Origin of the sequence: Stenotrophomonas sp. 24(2023) (genome assembly GCF_030913365.1) — a bacterium.
In the GTDB taxonomy this organism is placed as follows: domain Bacteria; phylum Pseudomonadota; class Gammaproteobacteria; order Xanthomonadales; family Xanthomonadaceae; genus Stenotrophomonas.
This window is the reverse complement of the sequence record NZ_CP133160.1, coordinates 65069-82217: the sequence shown is the minus strand read 5'-3', so window position 1 is coordinate 82217 and position 17149 is coordinate 65069. Positions and strand designations below refer to the sequence as shown.

The 17149-nt window shown below is 65.9% G+C and carries 15 protein-coding genes and 7 tRNA genes; 11 read left to right on the top strand and 11 right to left on the bottom strand.

Annotated features, from left to right (window positions below):
- The first annotated feature begins 347 nt into the window (after positions 1 to 347).
- Entirely contained in the window at positions 348 to 563 is a 216-nt protein-coding gene (locus Q9R17_RS00385; protein WP_308156495.1) for a hypothetical protein, read from the top strand.
- Positions 564 to 856: 293 nt separating this feature from the next.
- On the opposite strand, the gene Q9R17_RS00380 is transcribed toward Q9R17_RS00385, so the two are convergent.
- Positions 857 to 1138: a hypothetical protein gene (locus Q9R17_RS00380; protein WP_308156494.1), complete on the bottom strand. Its 282-nt coding sequence runs from the start codon at positions 1136 to 1138 to the stop codon at positions 857 to 859.
- A gap of 71 nt (positions 1139 to 1209) precedes the next feature.
- Between Q9R17_RS00380 and Q9R17_RS00375 the strand changes: the two genes are divergently transcribed.
- Complete coding sequence (locus Q9R17_RS00375) at positions 1210 to 1824, top strand: hypothetical protein (protein ID WP_308156493.1); 615 nt, start codon at positions 1210 to 1212, stop codon at positions 1822 to 1824.
- 60 nt (positions 1825 to 1884) lie between these two features.
- Positions 1885 to 2052, top strand: coding sequence for a hypothetical protein (locus Q9R17_RS00370; RefSeq protein WP_308156492.1), 168 nt, complete (start codon positions 1885 to 1887; stop codon positions 2050 to 2052).
- A 112-nt stretch (positions 2053 to 2164) separates the two neighbouring features.
- Here Q9R17_RS00370 and Q9R17_RS00365 read toward each other — a convergent pair.
- Positions 2165 to 2250 (bottom strand) — tRNA-Leu (locus tag Q9R17_RS00365).
- A 144-nt stretch (positions 2251 to 2394) separates the two neighbouring features.
- Here Q9R17_RS00365 and Q9R17_RS00360 point away from each other — a divergent pair.
- Positions 2395 to 2775: a response regulator gene (locus tag Q9R17_RS00360; protein ID WP_308156491.1), complete on the top strand. Its 381-nt coding sequence runs from the start codon at positions 2395 to 2397 to the stop codon at positions 2773 to 2775.
- A 12-nt stretch (positions 2776 to 2787) separates the two neighbouring features.
- Here Q9R17_RS00360 and Q9R17_RS00355 read toward each other — a convergent pair whose 3' ends face one another.
- Positions 2788 to 3744: an SOS response-associated peptidase family protein gene (locus tag Q9R17_RS00355; protein ID WP_308156490.1), complete on the bottom strand. Its 957-nt coding sequence runs from the start codon at positions 3742 to 3744 to the stop codon at positions 2788 to 2790.
- 79 nt (positions 3745 to 3823) lie between these two features.
- Between Q9R17_RS00355 and Q9R17_RS00350 the strand changes: the two genes are divergently transcribed.
- Positions 3824 to 4240 carry a GNAT family N-acetyltransferase gene (locus Q9R17_RS00350; protein WP_308156489.1) on the top strand — a complete coding sequence of 139 codons (417 nt, stop codon included), beginning with the start codon at positions 3824 to 3826 and terminating at the stop codon, positions 4238 to 4240.
- 204 nt (positions 4241 to 4444) lie between these two features.
- Here the strand turns inward: Q9R17_RS00350 and Q9R17_RS00345 are convergent.
- The 8 genes from Q9R17_RS00345 to Q9R17_RS00310 form a co-directional block, all read right to left on the bottom strand.
- Positions 4445 to 4520 (bottom strand) — tRNA-Glu (locus Q9R17_RS00345).
- A gap of 46 nt (positions 4521 to 4566) precedes the next feature.
- A tRNA-Ala gene (locus Q9R17_RS00340) sits at positions 4567 to 4642 on the bottom strand.
- 45 nt (positions 4643 to 4687) lie between these two features.
- Positions 4688 to 4763 (bottom strand) — tRNA-Glu (locus Q9R17_RS00335).
- Between the two features lie 49 nt (positions 4764 to 4812).
- A tRNA-Ala gene (locus Q9R17_RS00330) sits at positions 4813 to 4888 on the bottom strand.
- A gap of 180 nt (positions 4889 to 5068) precedes the next feature.
- Positions 5069 to 5144, bottom strand: a tRNA-Glu gene (locus tag Q9R17_RS00325).
- Between the two features lie 52 nt (positions 5145 to 5196).
- Positions 5197 to 5272 (bottom strand) — tRNA-Ala (locus Q9R17_RS00320).
- 104 nt (positions 5273 to 5376) lie between these two features.
- Positions 5377 to 7947, bottom strand: coding sequence for a heavy metal translocating P-type ATPase (locus tag Q9R17_RS00315; protein ID WP_308156488.1), 2571 nt, complete (start codon positions 7945 to 7947; stop codon positions 5377 to 5379).
- Entirely contained in the window at positions 7944 to 8342 is a 399-nt protein-coding gene (locus Q9R17_RS00310) for a heavy metal-responsive transcriptional regulator (protein WP_308156487.1), read from the bottom strand. Before Q9R17_RS00310 ends, Q9R17_RS00315 begins: the two co-directional genes overlap by 4 nt.
- Positions 8343 to 8582: 240 nt before the next feature.
- On the opposite strand from Q9R17_RS00310, the gene Q9R17_RS00305 reads away from it, so the two are divergent.
- The 6 genes from Q9R17_RS00305 (at position 8583) to Q9R17_RS00280 (ending at position 17098) form a co-directional block, all read left to right on the top strand.
- A complete protein-coding gene (locus tag Q9R17_RS00305; RefSeq protein WP_308156486.1) occupies positions 8583 to 9638 on the top strand; it encodes a helix-turn-helix domain-containing protein in 1056 nt (351 codons plus the stop codon).
- Between the two features lie 85 nt (positions 9639 to 9723).
- Entirely contained in the window at positions 9724 to 10554 is an 831-nt protein-coding gene (locus Q9R17_RS00300) for a TlpA disulfide reductase family protein (protein WP_308156485.1), read from the top strand.
- Between the two features lie 30 nt (positions 10555 to 10584).
- Positions 10585 to 11412, top strand: coding sequence for a thiol:disulfide interchange protein DsbG (gene dsbG, locus Q9R17_RS00295; RefSeq protein ID WP_308156484.1), 828 nt, complete (start codon positions 10585 to 10587; stop codon positions 11410 to 11412).
- 513 nt (positions 11413 to 11925) lie between these two features.
- Positions 11926 to 13347, top strand: coding sequence for a DcaP family trimeric outer membrane transporter (locus Q9R17_RS00290; protein ID WP_308156483.1), 1422 nt, complete (start codon positions 11926 to 11928; stop codon positions 13345 to 13347).
- Positions 13348 to 13436: 89 nt separating this feature from the next.
- Positions 13437 to 14789, top strand: coding sequence for an arginine/agmatine antiporter (gene adiC / locus Q9R17_RS00285; protein WP_308156482.1), 1353 nt, complete (start codon positions 13437 to 13439; stop codon positions 14787 to 14789).
- 20 nt (positions 14790 to 14809) lie between these two features.
- Positions 14810 to 17098 (top strand): Orn/Lys/Arg decarboxylase N-terminal domain-containing protein, encoded by a 2289-nt coding sequence (locus Q9R17_RS00280; protein WP_308156481.1) that lies wholly within the window; start codon positions 14810 to 14812, stop codon positions 17096 to 17098.
- Positions 17099 to 17149: the final 51 nt, after the last annotated feature.

Here is a 17149-nt window from a genome sequence, read left to right as displayed (position 1 = left end):
CGGCACGAAACGAATGACCATGTCATCGCACGCGCGAGCAGTTAGGCTGATGGCCAAGATCATGCATCAGTCCCGACCTCCAGCCACGACAACAATGGCGCCTTGTCGGATCTGCAAAGCGCCCAGCCCCGGTGGTATGGAGTGCGCACGCTGCCTTACAGATGAGCTGGGACGCGTCATTGCCAATCCTGGATCAGCCCTTAGGTGGCTCAATTCCTTCAGGAGCATTCAACAGGACGAGGAGCACGTCTTGATCTGCGCGCTGCGAGCCGACCAATCACCCAACGGTCGCAATCAGGTGTGACATTCCACAGGCGTATGCTCGGACCAACCTAGGAGAGCCTGTCATGTCCTTCCAGATTTGCATCTACGATCGGATGGGCAATGGCCTGCGCATCCCGCGAGGTTGGTGGTTGGATCTGGACGGTGAGCTGCCTGCGCTGGTGAGCGCCTTGTGCCGCGTCGATCTACCGGCATCTATTCGCAGTGAACATCCCTCTATCTCACCGGAAGCGCTCTGCGCGCTTCAGGAGCGAGTGGAGGGGTCGGTGTGGCTTACCTAGACAAATCGCCACCAAATTCGGTCCGTTGGTTGACCTTTAGGCTGAACAGTGGCCAGTCGATTGGACCCGAGAAGCTGCTCGAGATCTGGACGAATGCAGCTGAGAGCAGCAATTGCTCTGTGCGCAGAGAGTCTGTCTATGAGAAAGGCTGCATTTACGCGCTGTATGCGCCGCGCGGGCTTCGATTTCCCCGGCGTGCAGAGTTGCGAATGAGGGAGCTTCTGGAGGGGGCCGGATACTCTTTCAGGATGGGAGCGTTCGCCGGTTGGACTCCTGACTGAGGTTCGGATCTCCTACCCCGTTTCCCTGGAGCTTGCGGCCAATGCAATCTGCTCGCTTAGTCCGGCCAGCGCCTGTTGAAATGCCGCTGTGAACAGCGCGCTATCGGCGGCCACATGGGTGTCCGCGATGCCGGGGAGCAGATGTTTCCAAGCAGTGCCCAAGCGACCTGGTGCCGGGTGGGTAACCACCAGGACCCGGAGGCCATATTCCAGTGCCTTGATATAGCCGCGCTGGGCATCAAGCGCCGCTTCGCAGGCCTGCAGGCGGCCGAGGATCTGATCGGTGTCGGTCATGTTCGGTTCCGTGGTGATGGACACGCAGCGCGTGACTGGTGATAGTCCGGGCACGCGCTATGAGCCATGCCATGAGCATCCTCAATGTTCTACTCCGCCCTGACCAGCTGCTTGTGGCCGTGGACACCTTGGCCGAGGACGTGATCACTGGCTGTCCCTCCGTAGGAGCGAAGATGCTCCTGATTCCGCAGCACAACCTGGTGCTGGCCTGCCGAGGTTCGGCGCAGTTCTTCTTGCGGATCTACGAACTCTGCCTTCAGGCCAGTTTCCGGGCCGATTTCACCATGGAACAGCTGATGGCCGAGCTGGGCCTGGTGGTGGACCAGCTGTGGCCGAACTACGAGCAAGCTGCAGTGAAAGCCGGCTTGCCCCTGGCTGCGCTGGGCACCGAGCTGGTGCTGGGCGGCTGGTCGCCCAAGAACGGCCGCATGATGGCCACCGCCTACGAGAAGCATTCCGTGGCAGTACCGGCGGTGCACCAGCCATTGGACGGTGGGTTGGCTTCCCCGGGAGATCCGCTGCGGGGTAGGCCGGACAGCTTCGAATTGGCTCACGTGCTGGCCGCTGGCCGCCTCCAGGCCGCCTACCTCAACGAACAGACGGGGCGGACTATGGCCGGAGGCCGCCTCCTGGCGGCCTTGCTGCAACACGGTAAGGCGACTGTCTCAGACCTCGGCGCCCTGTAGCCGCTGGCACCTCGACCCGGATCTTGCGAGGCCGCCGGCCGTGCCGGTATCGAGGCCTGGGTGTGCCGCCATCATGAGCGCCTGGTGCCGGAGGTGCAGCAGGCCGCGCGGCTCAAGGAGGCGACAACCACCCGGTATCTCAACGACTCGCTGGAGAAGCCCCGGGCACGTGACCCGATGAAGGCGTGGATGCAGGCAGCCAACAACAGTCCACGCCGTGGCGAGTAGGTTGCCAGACGATCGTGCAAGGCGAGGGGATTGATGCCGAAATGAGCGGAGTCGGCAGATTCACGACTCCATTACGCCATTTTCTTTGAAACCCTTACGACGCAAGGGCCTGTGGTGCCGGTGAAAGGACTCGAACCTTCATGGGGTCACCCCCGGCTGATTTTGAGTCAGCTGCGTATACCATTCCGCCACACCGGCTGGCAGCGCGTGAGTGTACCCGAGCCGTGCGGCTGTTCATAGAGGGGAATGAGAAAGGCAGGCGCTTCAATATCTTGCGTTTGTCGGCATTGGCCGGGGGGCCGCTATACTGGGTCTGCTTAACACGTCAAGGAGCGGTAGAACATGGCAGCGTTGCAGGACCTCCGGGTACTGGTGGTCGAAAACGACGAGATGAGCGCGGCCCTGCTGCAGATGCAGTTGGTGCAGGCGGGCGCGTTCGTGGTCGGGCTGGCCGCTTCCGTCGCAGAAGCCTTGCGGCTGCTGGAAGAGAACACGCCGGACGTGGCGCTGCTGGATTACCGCCTGGCCCATAGCGAGACCAGCGAGCCGATTGCCCGCGCCCTGTCGTCACGCGGGATTCCCTACGTGCTGGCTACCGGCATGGCGGCCGAGCAGCTGCCCGTGGCGATGCAGACCGGCGTGCTGCTGATCAAGCCCTACCTGTCGGCGGAACTGGCCGCAGCGCTGTCGCGTGCGGTCGGGCGTTCCAGCGCCCGCGCCTGAGCCCCTGCCAGGCTAGATGGATTCGTCCCACGTGTAGCGGATCGCCTCGCGGTCGTCGAGGATGCGGTACTGCGCGGCCAGATCGCCCGGGTCCGGGTTGAGCCAGGCATCGAGGTGTTCGGGGCGGATCGGGATGATGCCGCGGTCATGCCCGGCGGCGGCGACATCGGCCGGCGGCGTGTCGGTAATGGCGGCGAAGGAGAGCAGCCGTCCTTCCGGGCCTTCCCATTCGGCCCACAGGCAGGCCAGCAGCAGATCGCGCTGCGGGTCGGGGCGGAATTCCAGCACCGTGCGGGTGTCCCTGCCATCGGCGGCATCCACGGTACCGGCCGGGGCAGGGCGCTGCACATGTTCATAGAAGGCCTGCACCACCACCACCCCGTGGCGATGGCCGAACGCGCCGCGCCAGTAGCCTTCCAGGCTGTCGCGCCGTGCGTTGTAGGTGCCCGGGTACAGCACATCGTGGCGTGCCGGGGTATCGGGCAGCCGGCACTGGTAACGCATGGGCTTGATCACCCGCTGGCCGTGCTCGCTGACCATCACCGGCGCATAGGTGCCGGGAAAGATGCGGTTGTCGCGCGGCAGCAGTTGTACCCGGTGCAGATCGTCCAGCCGGGCCTGGGCACGGGTGAGGCGGTTACCGGCCACCCGCAGGTCGTTGCGCGCCTTCTGGGTCGGTCGGGTAGCGAGCGTGGCGGCGGCGATGCGCTGGCGTTCTTCCTGCTGGGCCAGTTCGGCCTGCAGGGCCTGTTGTTCCTGCGCATGCCACTGCTGGATGCACGCCATGATGTCGCGGCCGCGTTCGGTACGGGCGCCGGCAAAGCCGTCATCCATGGCCTTGGGGGTTTTCGGGCGTTTCCCGCCAGGGGCGTAGGCATACAGCGCGGCGAATTCTTCCAGGGACAGCACGGCGCCGAACTCGCGCACCAGCGTGGCGTAGTCGGCGCGGATCAGGGCGGAATAGCACATGCAGGAGGCATCCAGACGCGGTCGCAGCGGTTGCGACGTGGATGCGGCAGGATACCTGCATCGTCCCAGGAGCAACTGCATGAACGCATCCACCACCTGCCTGTTCCGTGAAGCCGTGCCCTCGGTCGAGGATTACTGCCAACTGCGCCAGTTGGCCGGGCTCAGCGCCAAGAGCCGCGAAGCCGCCGAACGCGGCCTGCCCAATACGGTGTTCGGCGTGTGCGCCTACCAGGGCAGTGAGCTGGTGGCGATGGGCCGCATCATCGGCGATGGCGGTTGCCACCTGCAGGTGGTGGATATCGCGGTGCTGCCGCGGTTGCAGGGACAGGGCCTGGGCAAGGCGGTGATGCAGCGGCTGGGGGACTGGATGCAGGCCAACCTGCCGCCAACAGCGTATGTCAGCCTGCTGGCCGATGGAGAGGCGCACCGGTTGTACGCGCAGTATGGGTTCGCACTGACCGCGCCGGCGTCGCTGGGCATGTACCGGCGGTTCTGAATCCGGGCGTGGAAGCCTTCATCCACGCATGGCGTGGATCTACAGAAGCCCACGCCATCTCCCTCATCCGGGGAGATCCACGTCATGTGGTCCACCACCCGGGTGGATGCATGTCATGCGATCGCCCGGGTAGATCCACGCCATGCGTGGATGCGGAAACGACGGGCAAAAGAAAACCCCGGCCGAAGCCGGGGTCTCAAGAATTGGCGTCCCCACGGGGATTCGAACCCCGGTCGCCACCGTGAAAGGGTGATGTCCTAGGCCTCTAGACGATGGGGACGCACGAAAACTTCAAGTTGTAGAACTTCGACGGCCTAATGCCGAAGTGGTGGAGCCAAGCGGGATCGAACCGCTGACCTCCTGCATGCCATGCAGGCGCTCTCCCAGCTGAGCTATGGCCCCATGTAACTCCAGGATGCCTGCTGGGAGCAGGGTCCTCTTTGAAACTGGCGTCCCCACGGGGATTCGAACCCCGGTCGCCACCGTGAAAGGGTGATGTCCTAGGCCTCTAGACGATGGGGACGCACGAAAAACTTCAAGTTGTAGAACTCTCGACGGCCTAATGTCGAAAGTGGTGGAGCCAAGCGGGATCGAACCGCTGACCTCCTGCATGCCATGCAGGCGCTCTCCCAGCTGAGCTATGGCCCCGTGTTACCGAGCCGCCTATCTTACCAGCGTATTCACGTTTGTGGAAGCTTTTTTTGCTTTCTTCGTTCCGGCATTACCACCACCCGAGGGCAGGGGAACCGCAACGCCACAACCTGAACGCTGGTGGGCGGTGAACAAAAAAGACCCGGTTATCGGCCGGGTCCTCGTTGTTCGGATGAGTGGCGTCCCCACGGGGATTCGAACCCCGGTCGCCACCGTGAAAGGGTGATGTCCTAGGCCTCTAGACGATGGGGACGCAGATCTCATCAATTTCTTTGCGACCTTTCGACGGCCTAATGCCGAAAGTTTGGTGGAGCCAAGCGGGATCGAACCGCTGACCTCCTGCATGCCATGCAGGCGCTCTCCCAGCTGAGCTATGGCCCCACGTCGCTGAGGAGCGAAATAATAGCTGTGCCCCCTGGGGTTGGCAAGCCTTTGTTGCACTTTTCTTCACGCGGCTCTGCAGGCCTGCATCAGTGGCCGGTGCGTCACCCGCCAGGCAGGCGTTGTGCACGCAGGCGCAGTGCATTGCTGATCACCGACACCGAACTGAGGCTCATCGCCAGCGCCGCCAGCATCGGCGACAGGGTGATGCCCCATGGCACCAGCACGCCGGCGGCGACCGGGATGCCCAGCCCGTTGTAGAGGAAGGCGAAGCCGAGGTTCTGCCGCATGTTGCGCACGGCCGCGCGCGACAACTGGCGCGCACGCAGGATGCCGCGCAGATCGCCCTTCACCAGCGTGACCTGCGCGCTGGACATGGCCACATCGGTGCCGGTGCCCATGGCGATGCCGACCGTGGCGCTGGCCAGTGCGGGGGCATCGTTGATGCCATCGCCGGCCATGGCCACCACGCGGCCCTGTGCCTGCAGTTGGTTGACCAGCGCGGCCTTGTCGGCCGGGCGGGTTTCACCGTGTACTTCGTCCAGCCCCAGCGTGGCCGCAACCGCCTGTGCGGTCAGCTCGCCATCGCCGGTGGCCATGAGGATGCGCAGGCCGTCGCGGTGCAGGGCGGCAATCGCTTCGGCGGTGGTCGCCTTGATCGGATCGGCGACCGACAGCAGCCCCGCCAGGCGGCCGTCCACGGCCAGGTACATCACGCTCGCGCCGCGCCGGCGCAGCACGTCGGCATCCTCGCGGAGTGCGGCCACCGCGATCTGTTGTCCGGCCATCAGCGCGGTGTTGCCGAGGAACAGCGTGCGGCCATCGACACGCCCACGCACGCCCAGGCCGGTGATCGAATCGAAGTCCTCCACGGGCCACAGCGCCATGCCACGTGCGCGCGCTTCGGCGACGATGGCCGCGGCCAGCGGATGTTCGCTGCCCTGGTCAAGGCTGGCGGCCCATTGCAGTACCTGCGTGGCATCGAAGCCTTCGCTGGCGTGCACCGCATCGAACGCCGGGCGGCCTTCGGTCAGCGTGCCGGTCTTGTCCACCACCAGCGTGTCGACCTTGCCCAGGGCTTCGATCGCCTCGGCATCGCGGAACAGCACGCCATGCTGTGCGGCACGCCCGGTGGCGACCATGATCGACATCGGCGTGGCCAGGCCCAGCGCACAGGGGCAGGCGATGATCAGCACCGCCACCGCGCTCAGCACGCCGTGCGTCCACGAAGGATCGGGCCCGAACAGGCCCCAGCCGAACAGCGCCAGCACGGCCACGGCCAGCACCGCCAGCACGAACCAGTAGGCGACCCTGTCGGCCATGCGCTGCATCGGCGCACGTGAGCGCTGCGCCTGTGCCACCAGCTGCACGATCTGCGCCAGCATGCTGTCATCGCCCACGCGCTCGGCCTCGATCACCAGGGCGCCGGAACCGTTGAGGGTGGCACCGATCACGCTGTCGCCGGCCTGTTTGGTCACCGGCACCGGCTCGCCGGTCAGCATCGATTCGTCCAGCGTCGAGCGGCCTTCCAGCACACGTCCGTCCACCGGCACCTTTTCACCGGGGCGCACGCGCAGGCGGTCACCGGCCTTGACCTGGGCCAGTTCCACATCGTGTTCGCTGCCATCGGCGTCGATCCGCCGTGCGGTCTTCGGTGCCAACCCCAGCAGCGCCTTGATGGCGGCCGAGGTCTTGGCGCGGGCGCGAAGTTCCATCAGCTGGCCGAGCAGGGTCAGCGAGATGATCACGGCGGCCGCTTCGAAGTACACCCCGACATGGCCGTGCTGCTGGAACGAGGGCGGGAACAGGCCCGGTGCCACGGTGGCGACCACGCTGTAACCGTAGGCGGCGATGACGCCGGTGCCGATCAGCGTCCACATGTTGGGGCTGCGGTTGCCGATCGACTGCGCCCAGCGCTGCAGGAACGGCCAACCCGCCCACAGCACCACCGGTGTGGCCAGCGCGCCTTCGATCCATACCCGCAGTGTTGGCGACAACGCGTGCAGCAGCGGGGTCATCGCCAGCATCGCCAGCGCCATCGTCGCCACGCTCAGCGGCAGCGACACCCAGAACCGTCGGCGGAAATCGGTCAGCTCCGGATTTTCGCCCTCGTCCAGGCTGGGCATCATCGGCTCCAGCGCCATGCCGCAGATCGGGCAGGTGCCGGGGCCTTCCTGCACGATTTCCGGGTCCATCGGGCAGGTGTACAGCGTGCCGGGCGGAACCGGTGCGGCGACATGCGAGGCGGGGTCCAGGTAGCGCTGCGGATCGGCGATGAACTTCTGCCGGCAGCCCGCGCTGCAGAAGTGATGGTCGTGGCCGTCATGGCGCGCGTGGTGCGCGGTGGTGGCCGGATCGACATCCATGCCGCAGACTAGGTCCTTCACGGTCGCAGCGTTGCGGCCCGGCGCATGACCGCCGCAGCAGCCGGCGGTTGCCGGCGGGGTACTGCCGTCGAATGCCGCCGGGGTGGCGAGGAACCGTTCGCGGCAGCGGGCCGAGCAGAAGTGCCAGGTCCTGCCGGCATGGTCGGCGTGATGGGGCGTGCGCGCGGGATCGACGTCCATGCCGCAGACCGGGTCCTTCACCGTGGTGCTGGCCTTGGGGGTACCCCCGCAGCAGCCACCACTGGCCGGGGACGGGGCATGGCCGTGATCGTGGGAGGGGGTGTTCATGCGTTTTCCTCGCTCAACGCGGCCAGGATCGGGCACTGCTGCAGCGCGCCGTGGCCGGGGCAGGCCTCCACCAGCTGCGACAGTGCGGCATGCATGCGCTGCAGTTCGGCCATGCGCTGTTCGATGTCGGCCAGCCGCGCCTGCGCGGTGTCGCGGACGCTGCCCATGTCCTGCTGATGGCGGTCGCTCAGGGCCAGCAGTTCGGCGATCTCCTCCAGGCTGAAGCCCAGCGCCTTGGCCCGGCGGATGAAACGCAGGCGGCGCAGGTCCTGTTCGCCGAAGATGCGGTAGCCCCCGGCCGAGCGCGCGGCGGTGGGCAGCAGCTGCTGGCGTTCGTAGTAGCGCACCGTGTCGATCGGCACGCCGGCCTGGCGTGCGAGTTGTCCAATGTTCATGGCCGTCGCCTGAGGGGTGATGGCGACATTCTGAACCCTTGAGTCTGGTCAAGAGTCAAGGGTTTGTCGGCGAGGTCCATTCAGCCTTGTGGGGTATTCCCGACAGTTGCTGAACCTGTGGCCCGGTGAGCCGCGCTTTGCAACTTTCTTCATAGCGCCCGCCTGCAAGCGGTTTCTACCCTCGTTCCGACAGGGTCGCCGGTGCATCCGGCTGCCTCCAGCAACGAAAGGAGAGGGGAGATGGACGCAATCAACCAGGATGGATTCGTGGAAGTAGCGGTGGTCGAGTACCCCGGCGGTGACCCGTCGGCGGCGTCGGTTCTGGCCGAGATGGCGCATGTGGGCAACCGCATCGCGCACCAGCAGCGACGGCCGCTCAAGCAGCTGCTGGTGACCCGCTGGGTGGTGCCGGCCTGTGGTTCGGGGGTACACCGGCTGGCTGGCGCGGAGCTGCTGGAAGGTGCGATTCCGGGGGTGATCGCGGTGCCCGGGCAGCTCAGCCTGACCGTGCCCCTGCGGGTGGAAGAAGTCCTGCTGGACTGGCTGCGCGCTCATTACGACGGCGGCAGCCTGCTGTCCGCGGCCGCCGATGGCGTCACGGTGCTGGCCCGGGCAGGCCTGCTGGCCGGGCGCACGGTGTCCACGCCGGACCTGAGCCGTCACCCGATGCTGCAGGAACAGGCCGCCAGCTGGGCGCCCAGCGAGCGGGCGCTGGTGGACGACGGCGACCTGCTCACCGTCTGTGGGCCGCACGCCTGGCGTTACCTGGGCCTGCGCCTGCTGCACCGGCTGCATGGCCAGGGCGTGGCCAGTGCAGTGGCCACGCAGCTGGGCATCCAGGTGCCAGCCGGCGTCCAGCACGATCTGGAGCGGTTCAGCGCCAATTTCGCCCATGGGGACCGCGATGTACTCAAGGCGCAGCGCTGGCTGCACACCACGGCGGCGCGGGGGGCGACACTGGGGGCGATCTGTGCGGTATCGGGCCTGGAGCCACGCACCCTGCAACGGCGCTTCCTGCGCGCTACCGGCATGCGGCCGATCGAGTACTGCCAACGGCTGCGCGTGGCCAAGGCGCAGCAGCTGCTGCAGCAGGGCGGTGGCATCGAGGAAGTCGCATTCGGCGTGGGCTATGCCGATCAGAGCGCCTTCCGTCGCCTGTTCCTGCGCATCGTGGGCATGACGCCGGCGGTCTATCGCCGCCATGTGCAGGGCAAGGTTCGTGACCGTCCGCAGCTGGCCCGTGGTCCGCATGTCCCCCTGGGCCCGACCGCACTGCTGGGCCGGCAGGCCGCTTGATCCGGTGCGCACCGTGCGGCCGCTTGCATCGTGGGGACCCTGCCGTGAGGATGGAACGTTGTTGCAGGGCAGGTAGGTGCAGAGCATGACGAGTGTAGGTCCGGTTCCGATGCCGGTCGTGGTGGTGCTGCTGGCGCTGCTGTTATCGATGGGGCTGTCAACGCTCTGGGTGCGCTATCGCCCTGTGCCGGTGGCAGCCCCGGCTGACGCGTCCGCAGGTACACCGTCGCCAGCGGCGATGTTGCTGGACATGCTGTTGATCGGCCTGCTGGCCGGCAGGATCAGCTTCGTGCTGTCCCATCTGACGGCTTATGGCGCCGCGCCCTGGAGCATGCTGCAGATCGCCGACGGTGGTTACCACTGGCCCGTGGTGGTGCTGGTGGCGGCAGGCTGGGCATTGTGGCGGCTACGCGGGCACCCCGCACTGCGCGTGCCGGTGCTGGCCGCAGGCCTGGCCGGCGTGGTGGCATGGGCGGGGGCAACCGCGGCGCTGTCATCCTGGCAGGCCGATTGCATGCCGCTGCCGGCCATGACGCTGACGGACCTGCAGGGCGATGCCGTGCCGCTGCAGCAGTTCCACGGAACGCCGGTGGTACTGAACCTGTGGGCCAGTTGGTGTGGTCCCTGTCGTCGCGAAATGCCGGTATTGCAGGCCGCGCAGCAGGCCCACCCGCAGGTGCATTTCGTGTTTGCCAACCAGGGCGAAGGCCGGCAGGAGGTCCAGGATTTCCTGGCCTCCGAGCGCCTGGCGCTGGCCAACGTGCTGCTGGATGCCGATGCCGGCACGTCCACCGCGCTGGGCGTACGGGCCTACCCCTCCACCCTGTTCTTCGATGCCCAGGGGCGGCTTGTCGAACTGCACCTGGGGGAACTGACCCACGCTGCGCTTGACCACAAACTGCGCCGGCTGCGGTAGCCTGCGCGGGCATCCTCTAACGGAGTTTCCATGTTGTCCCATTCCCCGCGCACCCGTCCCGTGGTGCTGTTGCTGCCGGTGATGCTGGCGCTGGCCGCCTGCAGCCAGGCGCAGACCCCGGCGGCTACCACGCCGGCCAAGCCTGCGGCCACCGCCAAGGGTGCCCCGCCCGACGTGCTCAAGGGCATCGAAAAGCATGGCTTTGAAGTCGTTTCCGAATTCGATGCGCCGGGGGGTCTGCGCGGCTTCGCCGGCGTGGTCGGCGGGCAGCAGCCGGCCGCTGCGTATGTGACCCCCGATGGCAAGCATGTGCTGGTGGGCAGCCTGTTCGATGCCCAGGGCAATGATGTGGCTGCCGCAGCGGTGGAAAAGCTGGTGGCCGCCCCGATGTCGGCCAAGATCTGGACCAAGCTGGAAGGCAGCGCCTGGGTGCGCGACGGCAAGGCCGATGCACCGCGCGTGGTCTATACCTTCAGCGACGCCAACTGCCCTTATTGCCACAAGTTCTGGGATGCCGCACGGCCCTGGGTCGATGCCGGCAAGGTGCAGCTGCGCCATGTCATGGTGGGGGTGATCCGCGAGGACAGCCCGGCCAAGGCTGCCGCCATCCTGTCGGCACAGGACCCGAGCGCGGCCCTGCTGGAGAACGAGCGCCAGTTTGACCGGGGGGGCATCAAGCCGCTGGCCAGCATCAGCCGTGAGGTAGCCAACAAGCTGGATGCCAATCAGGTGCTGATGCTTGAAATGGGCTTCCAGGGGACGCCGGGCATCCTGTTCAAGGATGCGCAGGGCAACGTGCAGCGCCGGGCTGGTCTGCCGCAGGGGGCCGATCTGGATCTGGTGCTCGGCCCACGTTGAGTGCTGCAGGCGGCAAGGCCCGCCTGCCAGGGAGATCCGCAGGCCCGGACGGTGACGTCCGGGCCTGTTGCATTCTGCGACAGTGAATGGGGCAGGGGGCTGCGCAGACTGCCAACTCGGGCACGTGTTGAATCGTGACTGACATCCAGAAATACGATTGATTGCGATCAAGGACGAAAGCGGTCGCGGGGTTAGCCTTGCGTGCATGGATTTCAGTTCGAAAGCGTCACTGATGACGCATCATTGCCACGTCACCGGTGGTCTCATCGCCGGTTCATTCACGACACCCTCACTCCGCGCTTGTTACGCAGGCCCGTGCCGTCGCCAGCAACGCGATGCCGCGCGGGAAGAGGGGTTCCCGGCCGGGACACGCCTGGATCGTGGTTCTGTTGCAACGCGCACGCAGGCTGGCGACGGCACCGTAGGTGGCCGTGGATGTACCCGGGCGTGCGGGCCACGACGCTGTCGCGTCGCTGTCCCGCATGAAGCACTCTGCTGTCCAAGGAGGATGCAATGCGCTGGGCGGTATTGAGCGTGGCATGCCTGGCCGCTGTTGCGGCTGCGCCTGCCTGGGGGCAACAGGATGAGGCGCAGGCGTTGCGCCGGGAAATGCAGGACCTGCGGCAGACACTGGAAGCCATGCAGCGGCGGCTGGATGCGCTGGAACAGCGGCCTTCCGCCGTGGAAGCTCCTGTCGCTTCCAGTCCCCCGGCCGTGGCGGCGCCGGCAGTGGCCACCAGCCTCCAGCGGACGCAGGTTCCCGGTGTTGCCCAGCCGGTGCTGCCACAGCGTGATTCGGTGGCCGATCCGTCCACGGCGGCTTCGCGACCGGACAACGCGGCTGGCCCGACCGACCCCGACCTGAAGGGCTTCTTCGCCATTCCCGGTACCGATACCGTGATCCGCATCGGCGGCTACGCCAAGCTCGATGCCATCGCCGATTCGCGCGCGGCCGGCGATGAGGACCAGTTCGTACCGTCGTCGATTCCGGTGGGCAGTGGCCACCGTGATGTGTCCAACTTCAACATGCATGCCAAGCAGACCCGCTTCAGCTTCGAGGCGCGCCGGCCGACCACGCATGGCAACCTGCGCTTCTACCTGGAAAACGACTTCTACGGCAGCAGCGACGGTTACCAGTTCCGCCTGCGCCATGCCTATGGGCAGCTGGGCAACACCTATGCAGGCTATGGCTATTCCAGCTTCATGGATGCCGACAGCCTGCCCGACACGCTGGATTTCGCCGGTCCTGGCGGTGCGGGCTACCTGCTGGTCGCCGGTATCCATCACAACTTCAGCCTGGGCAAGGGCACTACCTTGACCGTGGCGGCGGAAAAGCCCGAGACCGAGCTGGTGGGGGGCGATGCGGACCGGATCGCCGTCAACCGTGTGCCGGATGTCACCGTCACCGCGCGCATGGAGCGCGAATGGGGGCACCTGCAGATCGGGGCGGTAGGCCGCAGCCTCGGCTTCGATACCGATACGCGGCGTGACCGTACCGTCGGCGGCGGCCTGCAGCTGAGTGGTTCGGCCAGCGTGGGCGAGCGCGATCTGCTGCTGTTCGGCGTGCTGGGCGGGCGTGGCCTGGCCCGCTACACCGCTGACCTGACCGGCTCGGGGCTGGATGCGGTGGTGGATGGCAATGGACGCCTGCGCGCGCTGGACCTGCGTGGCGGCTTCGTCGGCTACACGCATTACTGGTCGTCGCTGTGGCGGTCGAACCTGATCTACGGCCAGCTGACGATGGAACGCAACGCGGCTTTGGCGGCCGATGCCTTCCGGCAGACGCGCTACGGCGTGTTCAACCTGATCTGGAGCCCCGCACCGTCGTGGACGATGGGCATGGAACTGCTGTACGGCCAGCTTGAGCAGCAAGGTGGCAACCGCAGTGACACCGTCCGCGTGCAGGGCAGCCTGCAATACAACTTCATCAAGTAACCCCCTCCGCGCAGGCGCCTGGTACGCGCCCGCGCCGTCCATTCCATGCCCGGCATCGGCCGGGCCCATGCCGGGTGCAGGAGAGTGTCATGGCACAAGCAAAGAAAATCGGGGTGGTCGGCGCCACCTTCCTCGTTGCCGGCAACATGATGGGCTCAGGCGTGTTCCTGCTGCCTTCCAGCCTGGCCAAGATCGGCACGGCGTCGATCTGGGGCTGGCTGATCACCACCGCCGGTGCGCTGCTGCTGGCATTCGTGTTCGCCAAGCTGGGCAAGCTCGCGCCCAAGGCCGGCGGCCCCTATGCCTATGCACGCGACTGGTTCGGGCCCTACATGGGTTTCCAGACCAATACCATCTACTGGTTTGCCAACTGGATCGGCAACGTGGCCATTCCCATCGCGGCGGTGGGGTACTTCAGCTACTTCTTTCCGATCCTGTCCGAACCGCTGGTGCGCTGCATCGCCGTGCTGGTCCTGGTCTGGGCGCTGAGCTTTGCCAACATGATCGGCCCGGCCTTCGTCAGCCGCGTGCAGACGGTCACCACCAGCTTCGCGCTGGTGCCGATCCTGGGCATTGCCATCTTCGGCTGGTTCTTCTTCGATGCCGACATCTTCAAGGGTGCCTACAACGTATCGGGTGAATCCAACTTCGGCGCGATCTCCAGCGCAGCGGCCTTGACCCTGTGGGCCTTCATCGGCGTTGAATCGGCCTCGGTGACTGCCGGCGTGGTGGAAAACCCGGAAAAGAACGTGGCCCGCGCCACCCTGGCCGGCGTGTTCCTGGCCGCCATTGCCTACATCGCCAGCTCCTCGGTCATCATGGGCATGGTGCCGAACGCGGAACTGCAGGTCTCCGATGCACCGTTCGCACTGGCCGCGGCCAAGGCCGTCGGCGGCTGGGGCGGGGCGCTGGTCAGCCTGTGCGCCTTCATCGGTGCGGCAGGTTCGCTGGGTGGCTGGATCCTGCTGACCGCGCAGAGCGCCAAGGCGGCCTCCGATGATGGCCTGTTCCCGAGCATCTTCAGCAGGACCAACAAGGATGACGTGCCGGTCAAGGGCGTACTGATCGTGGCCGTGCTGATGACCCTGGCGGTGCTGGTCACCTCCACGTCGAAAACCGCCTCGGCCCAGTTCGATGTCATCACCTCGGCGGCTGTGGTGCTGACCCTGCTGCCCTACATCTATTCCTGCGTGGCCTGCTACTTCGTGGTCGAGCGCTCGCACACCATCATCCACACCGGTGCGTTCTGGACATTGACCAGCCTGACCGTCGTGTACTGCCTGTGGGCGATCTACGGCTCGTCGGGAACGATCGTGCAGTACGCGTTCCTGTTCGTGCTGTTCATCACCGTGTTCTATCCCTTCTTCAGCGAGGAGCGCCGCCAGCAGCGGCAGCGCGCCCGTGAGGCCTCGGCGATCGCCGCCGGTGCCCAGCGTTCCTGAGTTCGTCAAGGAGAATCACCGTGTACTTCAAGTCCCTGGACTACCCCATCATCGTCATCGATGGCGACTACGATTCGCCGCGCATCGGCGGCATCCTGATCCGTGCACTGGTCGAGGAGCTGCGCGGCAACGACCAGCGCGTGCTGTGTGGCCTGAACCTGGATGATGCCAAGGCCGGTGCGCGCACCTATGTGGCGGCATCGGCGGTACTGATCTCCATCGATGGCAGCGAAGAATCAGAGGGCGAGTTCCAGCGCCTGACGGCCTTCCTGCGCGAGCAGAGCGCGCGCCGGGCGAACCTGCCGGTGTTCCTGTACGGTGAACGGCGCACCATCGAAAAGGTGCCAAGCAAGCTGATCAAGCACATCCACGGCTTCATCTTCCTGTTCGAGGACACCAAGAACTTCATCGCCCGCCAGGTGATGCGCGCGGCCGATGACTACATGCAGCACCTGCTGCCGCCGTTCTTCAAGGCCCTGATCCACCACGCGGCCGAATCGAACTATTCCTGGCATACGCCCGGGCACGCGGGTGGCGTGGCGTTCACCAAATCGCCGGTGGGCCGTGCCTTCCACCAGTTCTATGGCGAGAACACGCTGCGCAGTGACCTGTCGATTTCCGTGCCCGAACTGGGTTCGCTGCTCGACCATACCGGGCCGATCAAGGATGCTGAAGAGGAAGCGGCGCGCAATTTCGGTGCCGACCATACCTTCTTCGTCACCAACGGCACCTCCACCGCCAACAAGATCGTCTGGCATGGCTCGGTGGCCCGCGGTGATGTGGTGTTCGTGGACCGCAACTGCCACAAGTCGCTGCTGCATTCGCTGATCATGACCGGCGCGGTGCCGGTGTATTTCACCCCCAGCCGCAACGCGCACGGCATCATCGGCCCGATCAGTCTGGATCAGTTCACGCCCGAGGCGCTGCAGCAGCGTATCGCCGACAACCCGCTGGCCAGCAAGGCCTACCATGCCGGCTCCAAGCCGCGCATCGCGGTGGTCACCAATTCCACCTATGACGGCCTGTGCTACAACGCCGAGAAGATCGCCGACGAGATCGGCAGTGCGGTGGAGTTCCTGCATTTCGACGAGGCCTGGTATGCCTACGCCGCGTTCCATCCGTTCTACGAGAACCATTACGGCATGGCCAAGGGCAAGCCGCGCGAGCAGGACGCGATCATCTTCACCACACACTCCACGCACAAGCTGCTGGCGGCGTTCTCGCAGGCCTCGATGATCCACGTGCGCAACTCGGCCAGCCGTGACCTGGACGTGGCACGCTTCAACGAAGCCTTCATGATGCACACCTCGACCAGCCCGCACTACGGCGTCATCGCTGCCTGTGACGTGGCCTCGAAGATGATGGAAGGTGAATCCGGGCGTTCGCTGGTGCAGGAGATGCACGACGAGGCCATCGCCTTCCGCCGCGCGATGCTGCACGTGCGCGACGACCTGGGCCGCGATGACTGGTGGTTCAGCGTGTGGCAGCCGACCAAGGTCGAGCGCAGCCTGGACAAGGGCGATACCCCGGCGCCGATCGTGGCCAAGCGTGAGGAGTGGTACCTGCAGCCGTCCGACCACTGGCATGGGTTTGACGGGCTGGTGGACGACTACGTGCTGATCGATCCGATCAAGGTGACCCTGCTGACCCCGGGGCTGTCGATGGACGGCAGCATGGGCAAGCTGGGCATTCCGGCGGCCGTGCTGAGCAAGTTCCTGTGGGGCCGCGGCATCACCGTGGAAAAAACCAACCTCTACTCGGTGCTGTTCCTGTTCTCGATGGGCATCACCAAGGGCAAGTGGAGCACGCTGGTCACCGAATTGATGGCGTTCAAGGATCTGTATGACCGCAATGCGCCGTTGAACCAGGCGCTGCCGACGCTGGCCGCCGATTATCCGCTGGCCTATGCCGGCTGGGGCCTGCGTGACCTGTGCGACGCGCTGCATGCGTTCAACCAGACATTTGCCGTGGCCAAGGTGATGCGTGAGATGTACGTGGACCTGCCGGTACCGGTGAAGACCCCGGCCGAGGCCTACGACCACCTGGTGAAGGGTGAGATCGAACGGGTGGACATCGAGCAGCTCAGTGGCCGCATCGCCGCGACCATGCTTGTGCCGTATCCGCCGGGCATTCCGACCATCATGCCGGGTGAGCGCTTTGGTGCCAGCGATGAGCCGATCATCCAGTCGCTGCGCATCGCCCGCGAGCAGAACGCGCGCTTCCCGGGCTTTGAATCGGACGTGCACGGCCTGATCATCGAGCACATCGATGGCCAGGCGGCCTACAAGGTCGAGGTGCTGAAGGCCTGAGCCGTTGGCGGGTTCCTGGCGGCAGGGACGTCCCTGCCGCACGGGGCGGGT

Bases quoted from the DNA above. Each gene is read 5' to 3' on its own strand.
- Q9R17_RS00300 (WP_308156485.1), top strand. From the start codon at position 9,724: ATGACGAGTGTAGGTCCGGTTCCGATGCCGGTCGTGGTGGTGCTGCTG.
- Q9R17_RS00315 (WP_308156488.1), bottom strand. From the start codon at position 7,947: ATGAACACCCCCTCCCACGATCACGGCCATGCCCCGTCCCCGGCCAGT.
- adiC (WP_308156482.1), top strand. From the start codon at position 13,437: ATGGCACAAGCAAAGAAAATCGGGGTGGTCGGCGCCACCTTCCTCGTT.
- Q9R17_RS00290 (WP_308156483.1), top strand. From the start codon at position 11,926: ATGCGCTGGGCGGTATTGAGCGTGGCATGCCTGGCCGCTGTTGCGGCT.
- dsbG (WP_308156484.1), top strand. From the start codon at position 10,585: ATGTTGTCCCATTCCCCGCGCACCCGTCCCGTGGTGCTGTTGCTGCCG.
- Q9R17_RS00305 (WP_308156486.1), top strand. From the start codon at position 8,583: ATGGACGCAATCAACCAGGATGGATTCGTGGAAGTAGCGGTGGTCGAG.
- Q9R17_RS00385 (WP_308156495.1), top strand. From the start codon at position 348: ATGTCCTTCCAGATTTGCATCTACGATCGGATGGGCAATGGCCTGCGC.
- Q9R17_RS00355 (WP_308156490.1), bottom strand. From the start codon at position 3,744: ATGTGCTATTCCGCCCTGATCCGCGCCGACTACGCCACGCTGGTGCGC.
- Q9R17_RS00380 (WP_308156494.1), bottom strand. From the start codon at position 1,138: ATGACCGACACCGATCAGATCCTCGGCCGCCTGCAGGCCTGCGAAGCG.
- Q9R17_RS00310 (WP_308156487.1), bottom strand. From the start codon at position 8,342: ATGAACATTGGACAACTCGCACGCCAGGCCGGCGTGCCGATCGACACG.
- Q9R17_RS00360 (WP_308156491.1), top strand. From the start codon at position 2,395: ATGGCAGCGTTGCAGGACCTCCGGGTACTGGTGGTCGAAAACGACGAG.
- Q9R17_RS00350 (WP_308156489.1), top strand. From the start codon at position 3,824: ATGAACGCATCCACCACCTGCCTGTTCCGTGAAGCCGTGCCCTCGGTC.
- Q9R17_RS00375 (WP_308156493.1), top strand. From the start codon at position 1,210: ATGAGCATCCTCAATGTTCTACTCCGCCCTGACCAGCTGCTTGTGGCC.